20 protein-coding genes, 1 tRNA gene and 1 pseudogene are annotated in these 21168 nt (G+C 56.5%); 16 read left to right on the top strand and 6 right to left on the bottom strand.

The annotated features are described in order from the left end of the window. The first annotated feature begins 257 nt into the window (after positions 1-257). From Q0601_RS09090 to Q0601_RS09075, 4 genes are all read left to right on the top strand, one after another. Positions 258-641: a hypothetical protein gene (locus tag Q0601_RS09090; protein ID WP_305289338.1), complete on the top strand. Its 384-nt coding sequence runs from the start codon at positions 258-260 to the stop codon at positions 639-641. 64 nt (positions 642-705) lie between these two features. Continuing rightward, a complete protein-coding gene (locus Q0601_RS09085) occupies positions 706-1446 on the top strand; it encodes a hypothetical protein (RefSeq protein ID WP_305289336.1) in 741 nt (246 codons plus the stop codon). Positions 1447-2325: 879 nt separating this feature from the next. After that, positions 2326-2733: a DUF5343 domain-containing protein gene (locus tag Q0601_RS09080; RefSeq protein WP_305289334.1), complete on the top strand. Its 408-nt coding sequence runs from the start codon at positions 2326-2328 to the stop codon at positions 2731-2733. Positions 2734-2988: 255 nt separating this feature from the next. Next, entirely contained in the window at positions 2989-3468 is a 480-nt protein-coding gene (locus Q0601_RS09075) for a TIGR02391 family protein (RefSeq protein ID WP_305289332.1), read from the top strand. Positions 3469-3519: 51 nt separating this feature from the next. On the opposite strand, the gene Q0601_RS09070 is transcribed toward Q0601_RS09075, so the two are convergent. Together Q0601_RS09070 and Q0601_RS09065 are read right to left on the bottom strand one after the other, a co-directional pair. Beyond that, positions 3520-3609: transfer RNA gene (locus Q0601_RS09070), tRNA-Ser, on the bottom strand. Positions 3610-3659: 50 nt separating this feature from the next. Then, positions 3660-4169, bottom strand: a complete 510-nt coding sequence (locus Q0601_RS09065; RefSeq protein WP_305289330.1) for a hypothetical protein — start codon at positions 4167-4169, stop codon at positions 3660-3662. 112 nt (positions 4170-4281) lie between these two features. On the opposite strand from Q0601_RS09065, the gene Q0601_RS09060 reads away from it, so the two are divergent. Next, entirely contained in the window at positions 4282-4692 is a 411-nt protein-coding gene (locus tag Q0601_RS09060) for a SufE family protein (protein ID WP_305289328.1), read from the top strand. Here Q0601_RS09060 and mnmA read toward each other — a convergent pair. Further along, a complete protein-coding gene (gene mnmA / locus Q0601_RS09055) occupies positions 4664-5836 on the bottom strand; it encodes a tRNA 2-thiouridine(34) synthase MnmA (protein ID WP_305289326.1) in 1173 nt (390 codons plus the stop codon). The two genes, Q0601_RS09060 and mnmA, sit on opposite strands and share 29 nt — an antisense overlap. 157 nt (positions 5837-5993) lie before the next feature. Between mnmA and sciP the strand changes: the two genes are divergently transcribed. The 5 genes from sciP (at position 5994) to Q0601_RS09030 (ending at position 12788) form a co-directional block, all read left to right on the top strand. Beyond that, positions 5994-6260, top strand: a complete 267-nt coding sequence (sciP, locus tag Q0601_RS09050) for a CtrA inhibitor SciP (protein WP_305289325.1) — start codon at positions 5994-5996, stop codon at positions 6258-6260. 110 nt (positions 6261-6370) lie between these two features. Next, positions 6371-7081, top strand: a complete 711-nt coding sequence (gene ctrA, locus Q0601_RS09045; RefSeq protein WP_305289323.1) for a response regulator transcription factor CtrA — start codon at positions 6371-6373, stop codon at positions 7079-7081. A 170-nt stretch (positions 7082-7251) separates the two neighbouring features. Further along, positions 7252-9432, top strand: coding sequence for an NAD-dependent DNA ligase LigA (gene ligA / locus Q0601_RS09040; RefSeq protein ID WP_305289321.1), 2181 nt, complete (start codon positions 7252-7254; stop codon positions 9430-9432). Continuing rightward, entirely contained in the window at positions 9429-11528 is a 2100-nt protein-coding gene (gene recG, locus Q0601_RS09035) for an ATP-dependent DNA helicase RecG (RefSeq protein ID WP_305289318.1), read from the top strand. The genes ligA and recG overlap by 4 nt, the downstream gene beginning before the upstream one ends. A gap of 117 nt (positions 11529-11645) precedes the next feature. Continuing rightward, positions 11646-12788, top strand: coding sequence for an RsmB/NOP family class I SAM-dependent RNA methyltransferase (locus Q0601_RS09030; protein WP_305289316.1), 1143 nt, complete (start codon positions 11646-11648; stop codon positions 12786-12788). Positions 12789-13077: 289 nt separating this feature from the next. On the opposite strand, the gene Q0601_RS09025 is transcribed toward Q0601_RS09030, so the two are convergent. Continuing rightward, positions 13078-13398, bottom strand: coding sequence for a hypothetical protein (locus Q0601_RS09025; protein ID WP_305289314.1), 321 nt, complete (start codon positions 13396-13398; stop codon positions 13078-13080). Here Q0601_RS09025 and Q0601_RS24685 point away from each other — a divergent pair. Both Q0601_RS24685 and Q0601_RS09020 read left to right on the top strand, forming a co-directional pair. Continuing rightward, positions 13300-13581 (top strand): annotated as a pseudogene (locus Q0601_RS24685) (PAS domain-containing protein); the annotation flags it as partial. The gene Q0601_RS09025 and the pseudogene Q0601_RS24685 overlap by 99 nt on opposite strands. 21 nt (positions 13582-13602) lie before the next feature. Next, on the top strand, positions 13603-14991 hold the full coding sequence (locus Q0601_RS09020; RefSeq protein ID WP_305289312.1) for a hybrid sensor histidine kinase/response regulator: 1389 nt from the start codon (positions 13603-13605) through the stop codon (positions 14989-14991). 10 nt (positions 14992-15001) lie between these two features. Here the strand turns inward: Q0601_RS09020 and Q0601_RS09015 are convergent, their stop codons facing one another. Next, positions 15002-15472: a hypothetical protein gene (locus Q0601_RS09015; protein ID WP_370656109.1), complete on the bottom strand. Its 471-nt coding sequence runs from the start codon at positions 15470-15472 to the stop codon at positions 15002-15004. A gap of 356 nt (positions 15473-15828) precedes the next feature. Here Q0601_RS09015 and recA point away from each other — a divergent pair, with 356 nt between their 5' ends. The 4 genes from recA to Q0601_RS08995 all read left to right on the top strand — a co-directional run bounded on the left by recA (position 15829) and on the right by Q0601_RS08995 (position 20496). Further along, positions 15829-16893 (top strand): recombinase RecA, encoded by a 1065-nt coding sequence (recA, locus tag Q0601_RS09010; RefSeq protein WP_305289307.1) that lies wholly within the window; start codon positions 15829-15831, stop codon positions 16891-16893. 231 nt (positions 16894-17124) lie between these two features. After that, positions 17125-19782 (top strand): alanine--tRNA ligase, encoded by a 2658-nt coding sequence (gene alaS / locus Q0601_RS09005; RefSeq protein ID WP_305289305.1) that lies wholly within the window; start codon positions 17125-17127, stop codon positions 19780-19782. Then, positions 19779-20072 carry a DUF1330 domain-containing protein gene (locus Q0601_RS09000; RefSeq protein WP_305289303.1) on the top strand — a complete coding sequence of 98 codons (294 nt, stop codon included), beginning with the start codon at positions 19779-19781 and terminating at the stop codon, positions 20070-20072. Before alaS ends, Q0601_RS09000 begins: the two co-directional genes overlap by 4 nt. A 73-nt stretch (positions 20073-20145) precedes the next feature. Next, complete coding sequence (locus Q0601_RS08995; protein ID WP_305289301.1) at positions 20146-20496, top strand: hypothetical protein; 351 nt, start codon at positions 20146-20148, stop codon at positions 20494-20496. A 10-nt stretch (positions 20497-20506) separates the two neighbouring features. On the opposite strand, the gene Q0601_RS08990 is transcribed toward Q0601_RS08995, so the two are convergent. Further along, entirely contained in the window at positions 20507-21127 is a 621-nt protein-coding gene (locus tag Q0601_RS08990; protein ID WP_305289299.1) for an SH3 domain-containing protein, read from the bottom strand. Positions 21128-21168 lie beyond the last annotated feature (41 nt).

The following is a 21168-nucleotide window of genomic DNA, read 5'->3' as shown; positions in this document are numbered from 1 at the left end:
CACTTTGTTTAGATAATGGAATTTCGGATCGAATAACGGTATCGCGCATGTGATGAGTAACGTTCTGGACGGAAATCAAAAGCGACAAATTTGAGATCAAGACGAATCCTCAGGGTGCCAAAACCGTCGTCTTTCCGGGCAAGGCATCTCTTCGAAGCTATCTGACCAAGCAGCGATACGGATACTCCAGGGATAAGTTCGCAGTTCTTGATGCCGTCAATTCACGACCGACAATGGGGGAAGCAGGGAGAACCGCCTTGAAAGGTGGTGTGAACCGTTTCTTCATCGTCGTCGCGGGTGTAATGGAGGTCCATGCTTGGCTGGAATCCGAGGAAGAGGATTGGTACGATCTGATCGCACGCTTGGGGTTGGTGCTCTTGGCGGCTGTGTTGACGGCAATCATTGCGGTTTTTTTGGTTGGCATCTTCAGCTTCACCGGGGTGGTTTTCAGCATTGTCGTTGCAGGGGTGTCTCTTGTCGTTGGTTTTGTGGTAACGTTTGTATTTGCATTGCTTAAGATTCGGCAAGCTCTTGCTGGATTATTACGCTTTGCGGGACGGATGATTATTGAAGCATATCGTTCCTTTATTGGCTATATCTATAATATTTGGCAGGGTGAAGCTGCGATGGATTCAGCGTAGTGAATGGCGAAAATAGTATTAATATTTTAAGAAAAAACGCCTTTCGTGACCGCAAGGAAATAACATGAATATCATGCAGAATATTACGCCTGTTCGCATGGAGCAAGATAGTCGATCACTGCTATACATTACAATGTGGCTCCTACTTATGTTTACACTTTTCATGGTTGTTCCTATCGTGATTTACGGAATTTGGTTGCTTTTTTATCTTGCGGGGGCGGCGATAATTATTGGGATATCAATTGGAATAGAAAGAAAGTTTCTTATTAATAGATTACACCTTGCGTTATTCTCTCCAATTTTGATTGGGTTTGGGTTGCTCTATATATCAGCGGCATTGACAATGTGGGCTGGTGGCAGGATGCATGGAGTATGGCTGTTTCTGGTCATTTTAGGAGCCATGCATATTCTAATTTTCAATGCTTTGATTTCATATTTTCTCGATACCGATACCGCCATTGATTTCATGAGGAAAACAGGAAGGATTGGCATATCGGAAGGACGATATTATTTTTTAATGCCGGATTTTGCGAAGAAGCAGGTCGGCTTACCTGATGAGGTAATGACTGCTGTCTGGGTGGGTCGCGCAATTTTCCTCGTGGTTTGTGCTTACGGTGCGATTGTCTTCGGTCCTGGTTTATATTCCAGTGTTGGCGCCTATGAACGATTGCTAAACGGTGCCGGAACCATTCAATTGGGAATGGGAGTTTTGGGCGCAAGATTATGGCACTTCCCTCTTGCTCTAGCAATCCAACGAAAATTCGAACGATTGCCTGCCGATGAGAAATATTTGAAAGTGGAGTGAAATTACTCCGGCGTTGGGCACTGATGATTTGACCACCCCCGAGCGACGGTTGAATATTACACCTGTATTCGGATCTGCTTCGTCGCGTTGTTATCACGACGAAGGCTCGTGCCTGTCTTCCTGGCAGTTCAACGCCAATTCAAATCTGACCGCTTCGTGACCACCTTCTCAAACAATCACAAACCGATGTGATATGGGAGAGTCCGTCTGGAGTCGGGGGTGATCTGCTTCTGTGGCAGCAACATCGGGCCGCCCGATGAACGCAGCGCGGTGAAGGTAGTAAACATTTGTTTCGTTGGGCAGTGCGACAGATGGAGGCGACGCGTCGCGAACGGATAGTTGGTTTTGAGCGCGTCAACCGCGTAGTTGAGCATGACAGGCCCCAAGCAGATATATGCTGTCCACTCCGACAGAAACGGTGTGGATAAGCGCAGGCATCAGCGCGGCTCAACGTTTCTATCGCGTGATTTTCTAGTAAAATTAGGTGGTTATCTGGTATTGCAAGATGGTCAAAGCTGCCTTTGCTGCGTTGAACCGCCTTTGGGCCGGCCGAGCAGTTCGGGTTGTAGCGTAAAAACGACGATTCACCATACTATCTGGTGAAATCTGGTGATTGGCGACAATGTCGTACTATAGAGCATAATCGGCGGCAAATGGTGGGCCGCGACCGATAGGGATGATCACTACGTTTACGCCATAGCCCTCTGAAATGATTGATCCACTATCGCCCCAGTGCCAACTTGGTTCTGCTACGAGCCTAGAATAGAATGGCGAATAGAATTGTCGTTCCCTTATATTATTTTGTCGCCACCGATTGCGGTTCAAGTCGGGTGATATATAGTAAACATTGGCGCATTGGGCAGGGGGCATTGGGGTATTATGGCATCGCATCCTTACATTTCTGGGGCAGGAAACATCGCGCAGATGATCGGATTTTTGCGTAAGAATTTCCCGGCCTCCGTCACGTCCGGCACCGTTAAGAAATTTGGCTTAGCGCCGAATAATGAGAGCTATGTCATCAATGCTCTCCAGTTCATCGGCGTGATTGACGAGGAAGGGAAGCGCACGGAGAAGGGGCATGACGTTTTCGTCTTAAGCGACGACGAATTTCCCAAAGCTTTCGAAGGGCTAGTCAAGAACGCATATAGCGACTTGTTCGAGTTTCGCGGCGACGATGCATGGAGCCTCGCGAAGGGCGAACTTACGTCTTACTTTCGCACCACCGATAAGACGAGCGAAGTGATCGGAGGAAGGCAGGCCAGTGTATTTCAACCTTCCGTTCCCTAGCTGGGTACGAGCCGTCCAATGAGAAGGTTGCAACGAATGCGACAGCGAAGCCACACCAACCCAGGGTGAAAGCGGCCCCGAAGACCAAGGCAAAAGCGGCGGACGTCGCTCCAACCGATCCGAAAGTGCATGTCCGCATGGGCGATGGGCGTAAGGACATGGCGCTCACCGTGCGAATAGAGATTAATCTACCGGCAAACGGCTCGAAAGAGACCTACGACAACATCTTCAAGAGCATTAGAGCAAATCTAATCAATGAATAAGTCTCTTGTTGCGTTCGAACGGATTGCGCGAAATGCTGGCGAACTGTCCTACGGTTCGGACGAGGAGAGCGTTCAGTCGCATCCCTTCGACGAGCGCAATGTCCACCCTGACATTAGCGCCGTTTGCTTAAAACTATTTGACAACGGGCATTACTCACAAGCCACATTCGAGGCGTTCAAGCTTCTCGACAACGCGGTCAAAAACCTGTCTGGCATGAACGAGAGCGGCTTCAAGCTAATGATGACGGCTTTCGCGGAAGCGAGCCCGAAGGTTCAACTTACTGCGCTTGCCACACAGAGCGAGGTTAATGAGCAAAGCGGATATAAGTTCATCTTCGCAGGAGCAATGTCTGCGATCCGCAACCCTCGTGGACACGACATTAACATCGACCCTATTGATCGTTGCCTCGACCACCTCTCATTTGCGTCGGTATTGCTACGTCGTCTGGAGGCAAGGGTATCGCCTGCGTAATATCGGGGTAAGGACGGTAATATCGCACTATAGAGGGTAATCGGTGGTAAATGGCGGAGGCGGTGGGATTCGAACCCACGGTGGGCGTTAACCCACGTCGGTTTTCAAGACCGGTGCATTCAACCACTCTGCCACGCCTCCGACATCGTGGGATTATCCCGACAAGAGTGCGGGTGCAACCGCAGATCGGGTTAGCGGTTCAGACCTACGATATTGGTTGCGCCGGAAATCTCGACCCTGGAAATACGGGCAAGCTCGACATTCGAAATTGCCAGGGCAACGGTGATCGAATCAACTGCCGGATTTGCAGGCAGGCGGGCGGCCTGACTGTCTGGCGCAGGCGGTTGGGCCGCGAAACGCAGGCGCAGGACGCCATCGGGATCGGGTGACAGTCTGTCGCTTGGCTGTGGGCGCATTGGCACCAGCCTTGCATCATGATATCCTTTTGTCGGTGCCAGCCCGGTAGCCACAAGCAGCCGGCCTTCGTTCAAGGGCTCCCAGCGGGCTGAAGCGATCTGGGGGACGCCCGTGGGCAGATTGGTGACGATCGTTCCATCATCTGGAATCAACGACACCGGCTGTTCTCTGTTGCCGCCACCGCCGAACCAGCCAAAAGGATTCAGGCCGCTATCGCTGCCACGTCCGCCACAGCCGGAAAGCAGAAGTACAAAGACCAGCAAAGATGCAGTCAGTCGAGTCATTTGGCATCCCCCGCGAAACACTATTCCGACTGTTAAGGGAAAGCGGCGCGGCATTAAAGCCTCTTTGACCTTCATCCTCGCGCGGGTTAATTCATTCCGGAAAGGAATCTCCATGGCCAGCTCCGCTTTTGAAGACATTGCCGACACGTTCGAGTTTCTTGATGATTGGGAGGAACGCTATCGTCACGTGATCGAATTGGGTAAGGCCATGCCGGAGATGGACCCCGCGCTGCAGGTGCCGGCGACCAAGGTCGAAGGCTGTGCGAGCCAGGTCTGGATCATGCCGCGCATCGAAAATGGGCGGTTCGATTTTCAGGGTGACAGCGACGCGATGATCGTGCGCGGCCTGATCGCGATCCTGCATGCGCTTTACTCCGGGCTGACCGTGGCCGAGATCGGGCAGGTGGACGCACAGGCGGAACTGGCGCGGCTGGGGCTGGACGAGCATCTTTCCTCGCAGCGGTCTAACGGGCTGCAGGCCATGGTGCAGCGGATCAGGCAGCTCGCCGCCGACGCAGCGTGATCCAGCCGCCGCCCAGCACGCGGGTGCCGCCGGTTTCATAGAAGACACAGGCCTGACCGGGGCTAACACCCTCTTCGGCATCCAGCAGTTCGACCTCGGCCCGTGTCCGGTCGACCGGGCGAAGGATTGCGGGGCGGGGTGGTCGGGTCGAGCGGATGCGGACCAGACAGGGAATTTCACCCTCGAAAGGCTGATCGCCCAGCCAGTTGACCTCTGTAATTGGTACAATGCTTGTGGCAAGGGCCGATTTCGGGCCCACGACGACCTGCCGCGTTTCCGGATCGAGGCGTATGACGTAAAGCGGTTCGCTCAGACCGCCGATACCAAGGCCACGGCGTTGGCCGACAGTATAGTGAATAACGCCGTCATGACGTCCCAGGGTATTCCCGTTGGTATCCACGATCTCGCCGGGATCAGCGGCGCCGGGCCGCAGTTTTTCGATCACGCTTGCATAATCACCGTTCGGCACGAAGCAGATATCCTGACTGTCCGGCTTGTCCGCCACAGAGAGGCCGTATTCCGAAGCCAATGCCCGTGTTTCGGTCTTGCTTGCGAGATGACCAAGAGGAAAGCGCAGGAAATCAAGCTGTTCTTGCGTGGTCGAGAACAGGAAATAGCTTTGATCGCGGGCCGGGTCAGCGGCCATATGCAATTCTGCACGGTCCGCGCCGGTCTTGCGCTGAATGTAATGGCCGGTTGCCATGCAATCCGCATCCAGATCGCGGGCGGTTTCCAGAAGATCGCGGAACTTCACTCTTTCATTGCAGCGGATACAAGGCACCGGAGTTGCTCCGGCAAGATATGCGTCGGCAAATTCGTCGATGACGGATTCGCGGAACTTGTTTTCGTAATCAAGCACGTAATGTGGAAACCCCATTCGTTCGGCGACCCGCCGGGCGTCGTGTATATCCTGCCCGGCGCAGCACGCCCCTTTTTTCGCCAATGCGGCTCCGTGATCGTAAAGCTGAAGTGTGACACCGATCACATCATAGCCTTCGGATTTCAGCTTGGCGGCCACGACCGAACTGTCCACGCCGCCGGACATTGCCACTACCACGCGGGTTTGCGCGGGCGGTTTGGCAAAGCCGAGGCTGTTCAATCCATTGTCGCGCGCGATCGCGCGATCATGGGCAAGCTGGGTCATGCATGGGCTCCGGAGGCGGGGAAACGGCGCTAATTTGCATCGAAATATAGTCAAATTCCTTGCATTCTCAAGTCATGTCCGAAGATGGAATAACCGCAGATTAAACCATGGATGATGAAATCCCCCTGTTTGTAATCAGTAACAGGGGAACCAGGACATGACCAAAAAGAACAGACCCGTTACCGCCACCTTGCCGGATGGCCGGATCTTGACCGTTGCGGATTTGCCGCCTCCGGACACAAGATGGGTGGCGTCACGAAAGGAAATTGTTGTAAACGCAGTTGCTTACGAACTGATATCAAAAGATGAGGCGTTGAAACGCTATGATTTGACGGAGGAGGAATTTGACAGTTGGTGCCGTGCGATGATCGATCATGGCGCATCCGCACTGAAGGTGACATTTTTGCAGCGCTACCGAAAATAGAAAAAAAATCGTTCATGTGATTGGGATGCGTGGTAACGTTTCATAAACGTTCCACGAATTAATATCGTCAGCGTACAAACCAGTACAGAATAGCATGAGGAACGCATGTTATGCGAATTTTACTTATAGAAGACGATCCCATCATGGCGCGGGCAATCGAACTGATGCTCACCTCGTCAAACTACAATGTCTTTATCACTGAACAGGGCGAGGAAGGCATCGATCTTGCGAAGCTATACGATTACGATCTGATCCTTCTGGACCTCGATTTGCCCGATATGAGCGGTATGGAGGTGCTTCGGAACATCCGGCTGTCCCGGATTGCAACGCCGGTTCTGATTCTTACCGGTTCCGCTGATATCGAAAGCAAGCTGCGCGGTTTTGGTTTCGGCGCCGATGATTACATGACCAAGCCATTTGACCGCGATGAGCTGCTGGCGCGTATCCGCGCGGTGGTCAGGCGGTCCAAGGGGCATAGTCAGGCAATCATCGAGATTGGCGAAATCGTCGTAAATCTCGATTCCCGCTCGGTCGAGGCGCGCGGCAGACCCGTCAACCTGACCGGTAAGGAATATCAGATTTTCGAGCTTCTGGCGCTGCGAAAGGGTACCACGCTGACAAAGGAGATGTTCCTCAATCATCTTTACGGCGGCATGGATGAGCCCGAATTGAAGATCATCGACGTGTTTATCTGCAAGCTCAGGAAAAAGCTGAGCGAAGCATTGGGATATGCCTGCCCGATCGAAACGGTCTGGGGGCGCGGTTATGTCATGCGGGAACCTCTTCCTACCGAGGACAACAGGCTGGCCATCGGACGTTGACCGCCGGTCTGACGCATGATTCATATATCGCCGCGCGATCTTGACAAGTCTTGCATGCCGTAAATGCTGTTGCTTCCCGTATTGGGGCGGCGGAAATTGCGCTCTATAAGGGTGCTGGTTTTCCTCTGAACCGGGGAAGCGCATCGCAACGGCAAGACAGGCATATTGGAATGGCGGAACGGAATCTTGACGCGTCGACGCAGGAGATGGCGGAACTGACGAAAGAGCAGGCGGCCGACGAGATTGCTGACCTTACTGCCAGGATTGCGCGTGCCAACCAGGACTATCACGCGAATGACATGCCGCAGATTTCCGACGCGGATTACGATGCGTTGAAGCGACGACTGTCTGAACTCGAGGAATCCTTTCCCGAGCTGAGAAGCCCCGACACGCCTTCGGACAAGGTCGGCGCCGCGCCGTCCGAGGGCTTCGGCAAGGTCACGCATGCGCAGCGGATGATGTCGTTGAGCAATGCTTTCAACGATGAGGATGTACAGGACTTCACTAATCGGATTCGCAGCTTCCTGAATCTCGGACCCGATTCCGCCCTGGATTTCACGGCCGAGCCGAAAATTGACGGGCTGTCGCTGTCGTTGCGCTATGAAGAAGGCGAACTGGTTCAGGCCGCGACACGCGGTGACGGGACGATCGGTGAAAATGTCACCGCAAACGCACGGACCATTGCCGATATTCCCCAGAGATTGCAGGCTGATGCGCCGGGCATTGTCGAGATCCGGGGCGAGGTCTACATGGCGCATGACGATTTTGCGCGGCTCAATTCCGGTGAAGGCGCACGTATCTTCGCCAATCCGCGCAATGCTGCCGCCGGTTCCCTGCGACAGCTTGATCCCAAAATCACCGCCAGCCGCCCGCTGAAATTCTTTGCCTATAGCTGGGGTGAATTAACCACACCGCTTTCGGATACGCAGATGGGCGCGGTCGAGCGAATGGCCAAGTTGGGCTTCCGGATCAATCCGCTGACCCGTCTGTGTACAGGTCCGGAAGAAATGATTGCCGTCTGGGCTGAGATCGAGCAGCAGCGGGCAACCTTGGGCTATGATATCGACGGAGTGGTTTACAAGGTCAATGATCTGGGCTATCAGGCCCGGCTGGGCTTCCGTTCGACCACGCCCCGCTGGGCGATCGCGCATAAATTTCCGGCGGAAACCGCCTGGACGCGCCTTGACCGAATCGAAATTCAGGTGGGCAGGACCGGGGCACTGTCGCCGGTTGCGCGGCTGGATCCGGTGACTGTTGGCGGTGTCGTTGTCTCGAACGCGACGCTGCATAACGAGGATTACATTGCCGGAAAGGACAGTTCCGGCAATCCGATCCGCGAGGGACGTGATATTCGTGCCGGCGATTGGGTCAAGATCTATCGTGCGGGCGATGTGATTCCAAAGATCGCCGACGTGGATCTTGCGCGGCGCGAGAATGACAGGCCATATCAGTTCCCGACCCATTGCCCCGAATGCGGTTCCGAAGCGATCCGAGAGCCGGGGGATTCGGTTCGTCGCTGCTCGGGTGGATTGATATGTCCGGCACAGGCAATTGAAAAGTTAAAGCATTTTGTCAGTCGATCTGCATTTGATATCGAAGGGCTGGGAGCAAAGCAGATCGAGATGTTCTTTGCCGACGACATTCTGCCGATCCGTGAACCGGCAGATATCTTCACATTGGCAAAGCGTGATGCCGCGAATATCGGCAAACTGAAGAACCGAGACGGTTTCGGCGATCGTTCGGTTGGAAAATTGTTCGACGCAATCGAGGAAAAACGTCGCATACAATTGGAAAGGCTGCTTTTCGCGCTTGGCATTCGGCATCTTGGAGAAGTGGCTGCGGCGACTCTGGCCCGGCATTTTGGAACCTGGGAGACATTGGTTGCGGCAATCGACGGCGCTGCGGCCGAACCCGCATTCACCGCCGCGGATGACAAGGCGCGCCGTGCCGTTCTGGGTGAAAGTCCAAACTGGTCCGAGCTGACAGGAATCGACGGTATCGGCTCGGTGCTGGTGACGACGCTCGTGACGAGTTTCACCCAACCACGCGAGCGCGAAAGCATCGATCGGCTGACGGGTATGCTGGATATTTTGCCCGCCAAGACACGTTTGGCGACACAAACCGAGATCAGTGGCAAGACATTGGTATTCACCGGCACGCTCGAGCGTATGACGCGGGCCGAAGCCAAGGCGCGGGCCGAGGCGATGGGGGCCAAGGTCGCCGGTTCGGTCAGTGCCAGGACGGATCTGCTGATCGCTGGACCAGGCGCGGGATCCAAGGCGAAGAAGGCGGCCGATCTGGGCGTCGAGATCATCGACGAGGATGAATGGATGCGGATCGCGGGACAATGAGCGTGCCGAAGGGCAGGCCCCCGTCGCTTTTCCCGCTTTTCGCGGCAATCGACACCTTGCCCGGCATCGGGCCGAAGGGGCAGGCCGCCCTGATGCAGATGGGAATCGAGCGCCCCCGTGATTTGATCATGACGCTGCCCTCGTCGGGGATCACCCGCCGCCGCATCCAGCGGATCAATCAGGCCGAACCGCCCGAGATCGTGATTATTGACGTGACGGTCGGCCGCCATTTCCCGCCGAAAACGCGTGGGCGCCCTTGGCGGGTGCATTGCACGGATATGCATGGCGATGATCTGACTCTGGTGTTTTTTCATCCCCGGCGCGACTGGATCGAAAACCAGCTTCCGACCGGAGCGCGTCGGATCGTCAGCGGCAAGGTCGAACTGTTCGACGGGCTTGCGCAGATGGTCCATCCCGATCATATCCTGCGCGAAGACGATGCGCCGCCTGCGGCATTCGAGCCGGTTTATCCTTTGTCGCAGGGTCTGACCCAGCGAATGATGAGCAAGGCGATATCGGCGGCGATGGCGCATCTACCCGAGGTCGATGAATGGATCGATCCGCAATTGCTGAAGGAGCGCGGCTGGTCCGGATTTGCCGAAGCGTTGAAGCTGGCGCATGATCCGCAATCCCCGCGCGACCTGTCACCGGATAGCCCGACGAGGGCGCGCCTGGCCTATGATGAATTTCTGGCGCATCAGATGACATTGGCTCTGGTGCGGCAGGAAAAGCGACGGTCGAGGGGCAGACCGACCAGCGGTAACGGTACGTTGCGCCGGAAGGTGCTGGGCAATTTGCCCTGGCCTCCGACGAATGCGCAAGATCGGGTTGTCGAGGAGATCGCCGTCGATATGGCCAGCGATCGCCGCATGAACCGGTTGCTTCAGGGCGATGTGGGCGCGGGAAAGACATTGGTCGCCATGCTGTCTGCCCTGATCGCGGTCGAGGCAGGGGGGCAGGCGGTGCTGATGGCGCCGACCGAACTGCTTGCCCGGCAGCATGCGCGGGCGCTTGAACCTCTGGCGCGAGCGGCAGGGGTAAGACTGGCGGCATTGACCGGGCGAAACAAAGGCGATCTCAGGGCACAGCTTCTCGAAGACCTTGCGCAGGGACGTATCGATATTCTGGTCGGGACCCATGCCGTTTTCCAGAAAGACGTGTATTTCAATGATCTTCGCCTTGCCATTATTGATGAACAGCATCGTTTCGGCGTCGCACAGCGGCTGGAATTATCGGCCAAGGGCGATGTTCCGCCTGATATGCTGATCATGACCGCAACTCCGATTCCGCGCTCGTTGGCCCTGACGCAATATGGCGATCTGGATTTGTCAGTGCTGGACGAAAAGCCGCCGGGCAGGCAACCCATCACCACGGTGATGATTTCGGATCAGCGGCTGGATGAGGTGACGGCGCGCCTGAAGGCGGCTTTGGACCGGGGTGCGCGGGCCTATTGGGTTTGCCCGCTGGTCGATGAGAGCGAAGTCAGCGACCTGACCGCGGCGGAGGCGCGATTTCAGTCACTGAGGGCGCAGTTCGGCAAGGAGGTACGGCTGGTTCACGGGCAGATGCCACCGGATCAACGTGATGCGGCAATGGCTGATTTCGTTTCCGGTCGCGCCCGTATCCTTGTGGCGACCACGGTGATCGAAGTCGGGGTCGATGTTCCGGAAGCCACGATCATGGTGATTGAGCGGGCCGAGAGTTTCGGCCTTGCACAGCTTCATCAGCTTCGTGGGCGGGTTGGTCGCGGGCAGGGGGCCTCGACCTGTGTGCTGATGTATCATGCGCCACTGGGTGAAACCGGCGCGCGCCGCCTGACGACCCTGCGGGATACCGAGGACGGCTTTCGCATTGCCGAAGTCGATCTGGAGATGCGCGGAGCAGGCGATGTGATCGGAACCGCTCAATCCGGGTTGCCGCGCTTCCATATCGGCGATCTTGAACATCAGGCGGGCCTGATGTCTGTCGCCCGGCAGGATGCCCGCGCTTTGCTTGACCGGGATCCGTCTTTGGAGAGCGCACGGGGGAAGGCGGTGCGTTTCCTGATGTGGTTCATGCAGCAGGATCAGGCCATCCGCCTGATTTCGGTGGGATGAAATATTCGTTTTGGAAGGACAGGAAGGCAAGGCGATGGCAGATCTCTGGGCGCCGGATGGAGGGACGTTCATGAATTCTTCAGGTCGCAATAGCTTATATCACCAAAGAGACAGGACATGACCCCTTCGGCACGGATCGGTGCGGCTATCGATGTACTGGATCGGATTCTGGATGGGCAAGCGGCCGAGCAAGCCTTGCTCAGATGGGCGCGGAACAGCCGCTATGCCGGCTCGAAAGACCGGGCAGCGGTCCGGGATCTGGTTTACGACGCATTGCGCCGCAGGAACACGCTTGCCGATCGCGGCGGGGCCCTGTCCGGCCGCGGTCTGATGATTGGCCTTTGCCGGGAGTCCGGGCAGGATCCCGATCTTCATTTCACCGGTGAGAATTATGCGCCCGCGCCGCTGAATGCGCATGAGAGAACCGAGCAAAAGGTGACGTCCTCGGATATACCCGACTGGCTGATCCCCCTGTGGCAGGAGGCGCTTGGCCCGGATTCGGATGTGATCGCTAAGGAAATGGGGCAGCGCGCTCCGGTCTGGCTGCGCGTGAACCCGCTTCTTGCGGCGGTGCCAGAGGCCCGCCTCATGCTGGAACAGGACGGTATCGAGACCGAAACAGCGCCTCAACTGACCGGGGCGCTTCGTGTTTGCAGCGGCAAGCGTCGTATCGGTAACAGTCGGGCATATCGCAGCGGGTTGGTGGAGCTTCAGGATCTGTCGCCGCAACTGGCTTGCGCGTCCCTGCCTTTGAAGAAAGAGGGGCGGGTTCTGGATTATTGCGCCGGCGGTGGCGGAAAATCATTGGCCTTGGCTGGGCGACAGCCGGGAATCCGGCTTTTCGCACATGACGCGGAACCTGCGCGGATGGCGGACCTTCCAAAGCGCGCACAGAGGGCCGGCGTCCGGATCGAGCGGGTATCGATGCCCGTGGGAAAGTTTGATCTAGTCGTTGCGGATGTCCCCTGTTCCGGGTCGGGTACATGGAGGCGTACACCTGACGCGAAATGGCGCCTGACCTCTGAGAGATTGCAGCAATTAACTGAAATTCAGTCTGAAATCCTTGATAAAGCCGCTGCATTTGTCGCGCCTGGCGGTCATCTGGCATATATGACATGCTCACTTTTCGAGGCAGAGAACAAACGGAATATCGAGGCATTCATGTCTCGCCATGACCGGTTCGCGCAGATCTCGTCCATGCTTTGGACGCCACTGACAGCAAGTGACGGATTTTTCCTTTCGTTATTGATTAACAACTAAAGGTTGTGCTATCGAAATTTTCTCGATTAAGGGAATTTCAACAGTTTAACCGCAAAGCCAAGCTGTCCGGCTTTGTGGGAGTATGATTTGCATGACCAGTTCCGAAGGATTCCTTGGCCTTTCCCGCAATATACGATGGTTGCTTCCGCTCTTTTTGATGTCGGTAGTGCTCCCATTCACGATGTTGCTCTATATGCCCGAGGCAGGGGCCGGGAAAATCACAATCTTTGTCGCCGGCGTGGCAATAGGCTGGTTTTGGATCGGCGGCGCGTTTGCCATTGCCCATCTTTCACGAAGTATCTTCCAGCGCCGGGCGCTTGCCGTCACCAGACGCGAGATCGAGGCGGCAACCGGGCCGATCTGGATTTGTGACCCGGACGGACAGGTCATCTTGCAAAACGCTGCGGCAATAGGTGAGATTGGCGACATTACCGGTAGGAATATCAATGTTTTGATTTCCAGGTTTCGTGCAGATTGCGACGGTGCGCGCCTGGACTGGTCGGCTCGGGCCATGCAGGACGGTATCGCCGAGATCACGCTGAGCGGGAATATTGCGCTCGCAGTCAGGTGGATAACCGGGCTGACGCAATTGCGCTGGTCGATAACCCATCTTGATGATGTATCTAAAAATTATTTATTTACAAAAAATTATAATAATAATCATGAAAATTTAGAACTTATTCCGATTGCCTTGCTTCGCCTGACATCTGACGGGCACATCCTTTATGCCAATGCCTCTGCACGACGTTTATTGGGAAATTTTCTTTCAGATAAATCAAGAAATATCATTTCCTTAGAAGATATTTTTGACGATATGAACCAACCTGCCGGAAGCTGGCTCGAGGATATGCTGTCCAGGCGAGTGGAAGACAGAACAGAAATGTTGCGTCTGCGCCATCCTGAATGTACCGATCTGACGGAGCGCTATATCCAGATTGCGCTGGTGCCGATGGTATCGGGTTCTTCGGAATTCCTTGTGGCCCTGACCGATGCAAGTGAGTTGAAAACGCTTGAAGCGCAATTCGTTCAAAGCCAGAAAATGCAGGCTATCGGACAGCTTGCCGGCGGAATCGCACATGATTTCAACAATCTTCTGACCGCGATTCGCGGGCATTGCGATTTGTTGATGCTGCGACATGACAAATCCGATCTGGATTATGCCGATTTGGATCAGATCAGTCAGAACGCCAACCGTGCGGCGGCACTTGTCGGGCAGCTTCTGTCCTTCTCAAGAAAGCAGACACTCAAACTCGAACGACTTGACCTCCGCGATACCCTGGCCGATCTGACGCATCTGCTGAATCGACTTGTCGGTGGCCGGGCATCGCTTCAGATCAGTCACGACCCGTCATTAAAGCCGATCCGGGCCGATCGCAGGCTGCTGGAGCAAGTCATTATGAATCTGGTCGTCAACGCACGTGATGCCATGCCTGAGGGCGGCGAAATCAGGCTTGCCACTGAAAACCGGATTCTGGACACACCATTGATGCAGGAAGGAAATACCCTGCCTGCTGGGGAATATGTCTGTATTACCGTGGCTGATACCGGCTGTGGGATCTCACCCAAGAACATGAGCAAGATTTTCGAACCATTCTTCACCACCAAAGCTGTTGGCGAGGGAACCGGTTTGGGGCTTTCGACCGTTTATGGAATCGTGCGGCAGACCGGTGGCCATATCCTGTGCGACAGCGAGCCGGGGCGCGGGACATGTTTTTCGATCTACCTCCCGCAGCAGCCGGAAGGCGAATATGAGCCATCAGCGACTCCGGATAGCCCCGGTGCTGCCTTTCCGGTAATTCCCGATCGACCGGCGACGATCCTGCTGGTCGAGGATGAAGCCTCGGTTCGTGCCGTGGCGACGCGTGCCCTGAAGCTGAAAGGATATGAGGTATGCGAAGCCGATGGTGCGGAAGCGGCACTGGCATTGCTTGCCGATGCCGAATTCACACCTGACCTTTTCGTGACCGATGTGATTATGCCGGGGGGAATGGACGGGCCAGGTTGGGTTCGCGCGGCGCTAGAGGAACGGCCCGGGACGAAAGTGGTTTTCATGTCCGGCTATTCGGAAGATATCTTTGGCAACGATCAGTTACCGGTGCCGCATTCGGTTTTTCTGGCCAAGCCCTTCACGCTGACCGAACTCGTTCAGGTGGTTCAGGATCAGCTTGCGGATCCCGTAATCGCAGGAGCATCCGGGCGCTAGAGCGCAAGCGTTACTCGATTGCCGCGTAAAGCTGCAGATCCTCCTGCATGGTTTGGCGCAGACGCTCTTCCTGTTCGGATGACAACTCGACATCCACGGTTGGCGGGACGTTTGCCCGCGGCAATTCCACTGCGCAATCCAACCGATCTTCAAGAAATTCCACGAATCCGCCGATATTCTCATAACGGAAGATTCGATCCACCCGATGCTCGTTCGTCTGCAGGAAGGGGGCCTGACTGCCGATGCCAAGAGATTGTGGACCATCTTCCTCGGCATAAAGCTTCGCAAAGCGTTCGAAACTGACACCGTCCATAAGGTGTTCGGGATCGTCCAGATCATCGCGCAGGCGAAAGCGGTACCAGCTGCGCAGCCAATCCACCGGTTCCCGCATCAGGGCAACCGTGGTGAATTCGGCCCCTGTCTGTGCTGCAAGCCACGGGGCGACATGCCTGTGAAATGTAGAAATGTCAGTATGTTTCATCGATGCCGGTCGTTGGATCGAGGTCGTCGCCAAGGATTCGAGCGCCATGGCAATTGCGGTCGAACCGGCTTTTGGGGTGGCCAAAAATACAAGCCGTTGTTCCCAGAAAATCAGCATAAATATACCTTTCGTCGCCTCCCGTGAGATGGCGAGGGCCGGGATATCGGCGCAAAGGCAAGATGTAAATCTTTTCTTGAGGAATAGAGATCATGATGGGCAGGGAACAATCGCGAAAGACAATCGGGACTTGAAAAACATTCGATTATGGCGCATTAAAAATTAGAACAAGAAGTGAACATCCAGGCTATCGGGCAGATTGCTCCGCAAGCGGGGCTATGAAATAAGGACAAGAGATTATGGCAATGGCGAGCATCTTGGACATGAACGACAAACGCAGTGCAGACAAGCAAAAGGCTTTGGACAGCGCGCTTGCCCAGATCGAACGGCAGTTCGGCAGGGGTTCCATCATGAAGCTGGGGGCCGACAATCCCGTGGCCGAGATCGAATCGACCTCGACGGGTTCGCTGGGGCTTGATATCGCCTTAGGGATCGGCGGCCTGCCCAAGGGCCGGATCATCGAGATCTATGGCCCTGAAAGCAGCGGTAAAACCACCCTGACCCTTCATGCCGTGGCCGAAGAACAGAAAAAAGGCGGTGTTTGCGCATTTGTGGACGCCGAACATGCGCTTGATCCGCAATATGCGCGCAAACTGGGCGTGAATCTGGACGAGCTTCTGATTTCTCAGCCTGATACGGGCGAGCAGGCGCTTGAAATTGTCGATACGCTGGTGCGCTCGGGTGCGGTCAGCATGGTGGTGGTCGATTCGGTCGCGGCCCTGACCCCAAAGGCAGAGATCGAAGGAGATATGGGCGATCATCAGGTTGGCGCTCAGGCCCGGTTGATGAGCCAGGCAATGCGCAAGCTGACCGCCAGTATCGGACGTTCGAACTGCATGGTGATCTTCATCAACCAGATTCGCATGAAGATCGGCGTGATGTTTGGCAGCCCTGAAACGACATCAGGTGGAAATGCACTGAAATTCTACGCATCCGTGCGTCTGGATATCCGCCGCATCGGTTCGATCAAGGACCGTGATGAAGTGGTCGGTAATACGACTCGGGTGAAGGTGGTCAAGAACAAGGTCGCGCCGCCATTCCGTCAGGTCGAGTTCGATATCATGTATGGCGAGGGGATCAGTAAGGTCGGAGAACTGATCGACCTGGGGGTGAAGGCTGGCGTGGTAGAGAAATCGGGTGCCTGGTATTCGCATGGTGACGAGCGGATCGGACAGGGGCGCGAAAATGCCAAGCAATATCTGCGCGACCATCCCGATGTCGCGCTTGCGCTGGAGGATAAGATCCGGGCAAGCCACGGGCTTGATTTCGCGTCCGGCGAAGATGAGGTTCTTGGCGAGGATTGAGCCCTGTCCCCGCGAAAAGCTGACGTGCAATAGATCAACTCCGGGCGTGGGGTTGCCGCGCGAATGGCGGAAACCGGCGCCCGGAAGTCATGAACGATCTGCAGTTTCCGCAACAGCGGAAATCAGGAGGCATGAACAGGATCGCTGGACAGCCGCATTGGCTGGGGCTAGACCGTAGAACGGCCCGGCTCTGACCGGGTTGACGCGAATGTTTTGCGAAAAAGGCCCCATATGCCCAGTCTGAACGACATCCGATCCACTTTCCTGAGCTATTTCGAAAGAAATGGTCATCAGGTCGTCGACAGCAGCCCGCTTGTACCGCGGAATGATCCGACTCTGATGTTCACCAATTCGGGCATGGTTCAGTTCAAGAACCTGTTCACCGGGGTTGAAACGCGCGATTACACACGTGCCACGACATCGCAAAAATGCGTTCGTGCGGGTGGCAAACATAACGATCTGGACAATGTCGGCTATACAGCCAGACATCATACATTCTTTGAAATGCTGGGGAATTTCAGCTTTGGGGATTATTTCAAGGAAGACGCCATTCCCTATGCCTGGGAACTTCTGACCCGGGATTTCGACATTCCGAAAGATAAATTGCTGGTCACGGTTTATCATACCGATGACGAGGCGGCGAATATCTGGAAGAAGGTTGCTGGCCTTTCTGATGACCGGATCATCCGCATCAAGACCAGCGACAATTTCTGGCAGATGGGACCGACCGGTCCTTGCGGTCCCTGTACCGAGATTTTCTTTGATCACGGCGATCATATCTGGGGTGGACCTCCGGGCAGCGCGGATGAGGATGGCGACCGGTTCATCGAGATCTGGAACCTTGTCTTCATGCAGAACGAGCAGTTCGAGGACGGCTCGATGCGCGAACTCGACATGCAGTCGATCGATACCGGCATGGGATTGGAGCGGATCGGTGCGCTTTTGCAGGGCAAGCATGACAATTACGATACCGATCTGATGCGCAGCCTGATCGAGGCCAGCGCGCATGCGACCAACAGCGATCCCGACGGACCCGGCAAGGTCCATCACCGGGTTATCGCGGATCATCTGCGCTCGACCAGCTTCCTGATTGCGGATGGCGTGATGCCCTCGAATGAAGGCCGCGGCTATGTGCTGCGCCGGATCATGCGGCGGGCGATGCGGCATGCGCATATGCTGGGCGCGCAGGATCCGGTCATGTACCGGCTGGTTCCGGCATTGCTGCAAAAGATGGGTGGAGCATATCCCGAACTAAGGCGCGCGCAGGCATTGATCGAAGAGACTCTGCGAAGCGAAGAGACCCGCTTCCGGCAGACATTGGATCGCGGGCTGCGGCTGCTGGATGATGAAGTGACGAAACTGCCCGAAGGCGCCAATCTTCCCGGTGAGGCGGCGTTCAAACTTTACGATACATACGGTTTCCCGCTTGATCTGACGCAGGACGCGTTGCGTGAACGGGGCCGGGCGGTCGATACCGAAGGTTTCGACAAGGCCATGGCCGAGCAGAAAGCCAAGGCCCGCGCGGCATGGGCCGGCAGCGGTGAAACCAGGGATGCGGCGATCTGGTACGATCTGGCCGAAAAACATGGCGCGACCGAGTTTCTGGGCTACGATACCGAAGAGGCAGAAGGCCAGATCATGGCGCTGGTCCAGGACGCGGCCGAGATAGGAGAAGCGGGCGAAGGTCAGCAGGTTCAGATCGTGGTGAATCAGTCGCCTTTCTATGCGGAGTCGGGCGGGCAGGTCGGCGATACGGGATTGATCAAGACGGAAACCGGCGCGGCTCGGGTAACCGATACGAAAAAAGTCGCCGGGGTGTTCATCCATGTCGCTGAGGTCACATTGGGCAGTCTGAAACCGGGGCAGGGCGCCCGGCTTGCGGTGGATCATGACCGGCGCGGAGATATCCGGGCCAATCACTCGGCCACGCATCTGTTGCACGAGGCTCTGCGGCGGACCTTGGGTGAGCATGTCGCACAAAGGGGCAGTCTGAACGCGCCGGACCGGTTGCGCTTCGATTTCAGCCATAACCATGCGGTCACGCCCGGCGAAATGGCGAATGTCGAGGCCGAGGTGAACCGTTTCATTCGCCAGAATGCACCGGTCGAGACGCGGATCATGACACCCGATGACGCGCGCGCGATCGGCGCTCAGGCCCTGTTTGGCGAAAAATACGGCGATGAGGTTCGCGTGGTGTCGATGGGGCAACTGGAGGGAAGCGGAAAGGGGCATGATGGCAAGACCTATTCGCTGGAACTTTGCGGCGGCACGCATGTCGCGCGTACCGGCGATATCGGGGCTTTTGCACTGCTTGCCGACAGCGCCTCATCTGCCGGGGTGCGCCGGATCGAGGCGTTGACCGGGCAGGCGGCACTGGCGCATCTGCGCGATTCGGATCGTCAACTTGGCGAGATTGCGGGTATCCTCAAGGCACAGGCCGGGGATGTCGTGAACCGGGTTCGCGCGCTGTCGGATGAGCGCAAGGCACTTGCCAACGAGTTGGCGCAGCTGAAACGGCAGCTTGCGATGGGCGGGGCCGGGGATGTCGACGCGAAGGAGATCAACGGGATCAAATTCCTGGGGCGGAAAGTCGAAGGCGTTTCCGGCAAGGAGCTTGGCCCGCTTGTCGATGAAATAAAGGCGCAATTGGGCAGTGGTGCGGTTCTGGTTCTGGCAGAGGCGGACGGCAAGGCGACCGTGGCGGCGGGGGTGACTTCGGATCTGACCGGGCGCATCACCGCCGTTTCGATGGTTCAGGCCGCTACTGCTGCGCTTGGCGGAAAGGGTGGCGGTGGACGTCCTGATCGCGCGCAGGGCGGCGCGCCCAGCCTGGAAGCCGCGGAGCACGCGTTTTCGGAAGTCGAGAAACTGATAGGAGATGCCGTATGACTGCCCTGTGGATTGCTCATGTTCATGTGACCGATGCCGAGGCTTACGGTCGCTATGCCGAAGCGGCGGGCCCTGCGATCGCTGCCCATGGCGGGGTCTTCTTGGCTCGTGGCGGGCGATATCGGCAGATGGAGGGTAATGACCGGTCCCGCAATGTCGTGGCCCGCTTCCCGAGTTTCGAGGCTGCTGTCGCCTGCTACGAAAGTCCCGAATATCAGACCGCGCTGGCTCATGCGAAAGGCGCGTCAGAACGTGATCTGGTGATCGTCGAAGAATCTGCGCCGGCGTGATCTGCCCGGCCGCTGTGGCGGTAGGATGATCGGGGCGGCTGAAAATGGACCGAGTTCAGGGAGGAAACGGATCATGCACAGGATTTCAGCGATTTGCGCGATTGCCGTTGCTGCTCTTCTTGCGGGGTGCGTCGAGGAACCGCCCCGCCCCGAGATTACGGACGGGATATTCAATCTTGATCCCGCAGCCTGCGGTGATAACTCCTCGGTTACCCGGCTGACCATATCCGGCGATCAATTCCGTTTCTATGAATCCCTGTGCCGGATGCAGCCCGGAACGGCGGGGGCCGAAGGGCTGCAGGCGACCCTGATCTGTTCAGGGGAAGGTGAAACCTTCGAGCGGAACGTGACATTGAAAAGCAGTGGAAACCTGCTGAGCATGCGTGAAGCGGATCAGCGGTTCGATTATCACCGCTGCTCGTAAAGGGGCGGTATCATTCACGGATTTCGCCCGGATCGGCGCCCCATATATCGGTTTTGGGCACCCATCCACGCTCACCTCCGCCGGAAATGCTGCACCAGTCGGGATTGCATTCGCCCAGTTTGACGATCGCACCGGATTCGGCCCGTGCGACGACGTCGGAATCCGGGTTGGGGCGCGCGCGCAATTCGGCCATATCCTGTACGACAACTGCGGTGCGAACGCCGGACAGCAGCGCGTAATGGATCCAGCCACCGGCGCCGTCCTTATCTTCGACCCGTCGCCAATGGCCAAACTCGGCCACCACGCGCAGCGGCATGCCCGCATGGCGGAAGACCCAGTCGATGCGATGTGACAGGCTGGGACCGCGACGGGCATTGCCCTCGCTGCCTTTCAGGCTGACATAACGCGGGAGTGGCAGGTTCGTGACGGATCCACGCTCTTCTCCGGCATTGCGGTCGATCTTCGCATTTGCCGGAAGTTCGCTTTGCGCCAGGATAACATGCGGGTCGGGGAATTGACCGGAACCGCTGCCCGTTCCGGAAATCTCTGCCAAAGCCATGCCATGTGCCGACCAGATCGCCATAGCCGCAGCCACGGCGATTATATTTCCTATAACCGCGCTTTTTGTCATCCGCTCTCCGTTCCTGCCTGGCCGGTAAACGCGGCCGTCAA

The organism is Paracoccus wurundjeri (assembly GCF_030678915.1).
Taxonomy (GTDB): domain Bacteria; phylum Pseudomonadota; class Alphaproteobacteria; order Rhodobacterales; family Rhodobacteraceae; genus Paracoccus; species Paracoccus onubensis_A.
The sequence above is the reverse complement of the archived record's forward strand: the minus strand, read 5'-3'. Positions and strand labels throughout refer to the sequence as shown.

Bases quoted from the DNA above. Each gene is read 5' to 3' on its own strand.
- recG (WP_305289318.1), top strand. From the start codon at position 9,429: ATGAGCGTGCCGAAGGGCAGGCCCCCGTCGCTTTTCCCGCTTTTCGCG.
- sciP (WP_305289325.1), top strand. From the start codon at position 5,994: ATGACCAAAAAGAACAGACCCGTTACCGCCACCTTGCCGGATGGCCGG.
- Q0601_RS09000 (WP_305289303.1), top strand. From the start codon at position 19,779: ATGACTGCCCTGTGGATTGCTCATGTTCATGTGACCGATGCCGAGGCT.
- Q0601_RS09075 (WP_305289332.1), top strand. From the start codon at position 2,989: ATGAATAAGTCTCTTGTTGCGTTCGAACGGATTGCGCGAAATGCTGGC.
- Q0601_RS09020 (WP_305289312.1), top strand. From the start codon at position 13,603: ATGAACCAACCTGCCGGAAGCTGGCTCGAGGATATGCTGTCCAGGCGA.
- Q0601_RS08995 (WP_305289301.1), top strand. From the start codon at position 20,146: ATGCACAGGATTTCAGCGATTTGCGCGATTGCCGTTGCTGCTCTTCTT.
- Q0601_RS09065 (WP_305289330.1), bottom strand. From the start codon at position 4,169: ATGACTCGACTGACTGCATCTTTGCTGGTCTTTGTACTTCTGCTTTCC.
- Q0601_RS09085 (WP_305289336.1), top strand. From the start codon at position 706: ATGAATATCATGCAGAATATTACGCCTGTTCGCATGGAGCAAGATAGT.
- Q0601_RS09025 (WP_305289314.1), bottom strand. From the start codon at position 13,398: ATGGGTTATCGACCAGCGCAATTGCGTCAGCCCGGTTATCCACCTGAC.
- Q0601_RS09080 (WP_305289334.1), top strand. From the start codon at position 2,326: ATGGCATCGCATCCTTACATTTCTGGGGCAGGAAACATCGCGCAGATG.
- ligA (WP_305289321.1), top strand. From the start codon at position 7,252: ATGGCGGAACGGAATCTTGACGCGTCGACGCAGGAGATGGCGGAACTG.
- Q0601_RS09030 (WP_305289316.1), top strand. From the start codon at position 11,646: ATGACCCCTTCGGCACGGATCGGTGCGGCTATCGATGTACTGGATCGG.
- Q0601_RS08990 (WP_305289299.1), bottom strand. From the start codon at position 21,127: ATGACAAAAAGCGCGGTTATAGGAAATATAATCGCCGTGGCTGCGGCT.
- recA (WP_305289307.1), top strand. From the start codon at position 15,829: ATGGCAATGGCGAGCATCTTGGACATGAACGACAAACGCAGTGCAGAC.
- mnmA (WP_305289326.1), bottom strand. From the start codon at position 5,836: ATGACCCAGCTTGCCCATGATCGCGCGATCGCGCGCGACAATGGATTG.
- Q0601_RS09015 (WP_370656109.1), bottom strand. From the start codon at position 15,472: ATGAAACATACTGACATTTCTACATTTCACAGGCATGTCGCCCCGTGG.
- alaS (WP_305289305.1), top strand. From the start codon at position 17,125: ATGCCCAGTCTGAACGACATCCGATCCACTTTCCTGAGCTATTTCGAA.
- ctrA (WP_305289323.1), top strand. From the start codon at position 6,371: ATGCGAATTTTACTTATAGAAGACGATCCCATCATGGCGCGGGCAATC.
- Q0601_RS09060 (WP_305289328.1), top strand. From the start codon at position 4,282: ATGGCCAGCTCCGCTTTTGAAGACATTGCCGACACGTTCGAGTTTCTT.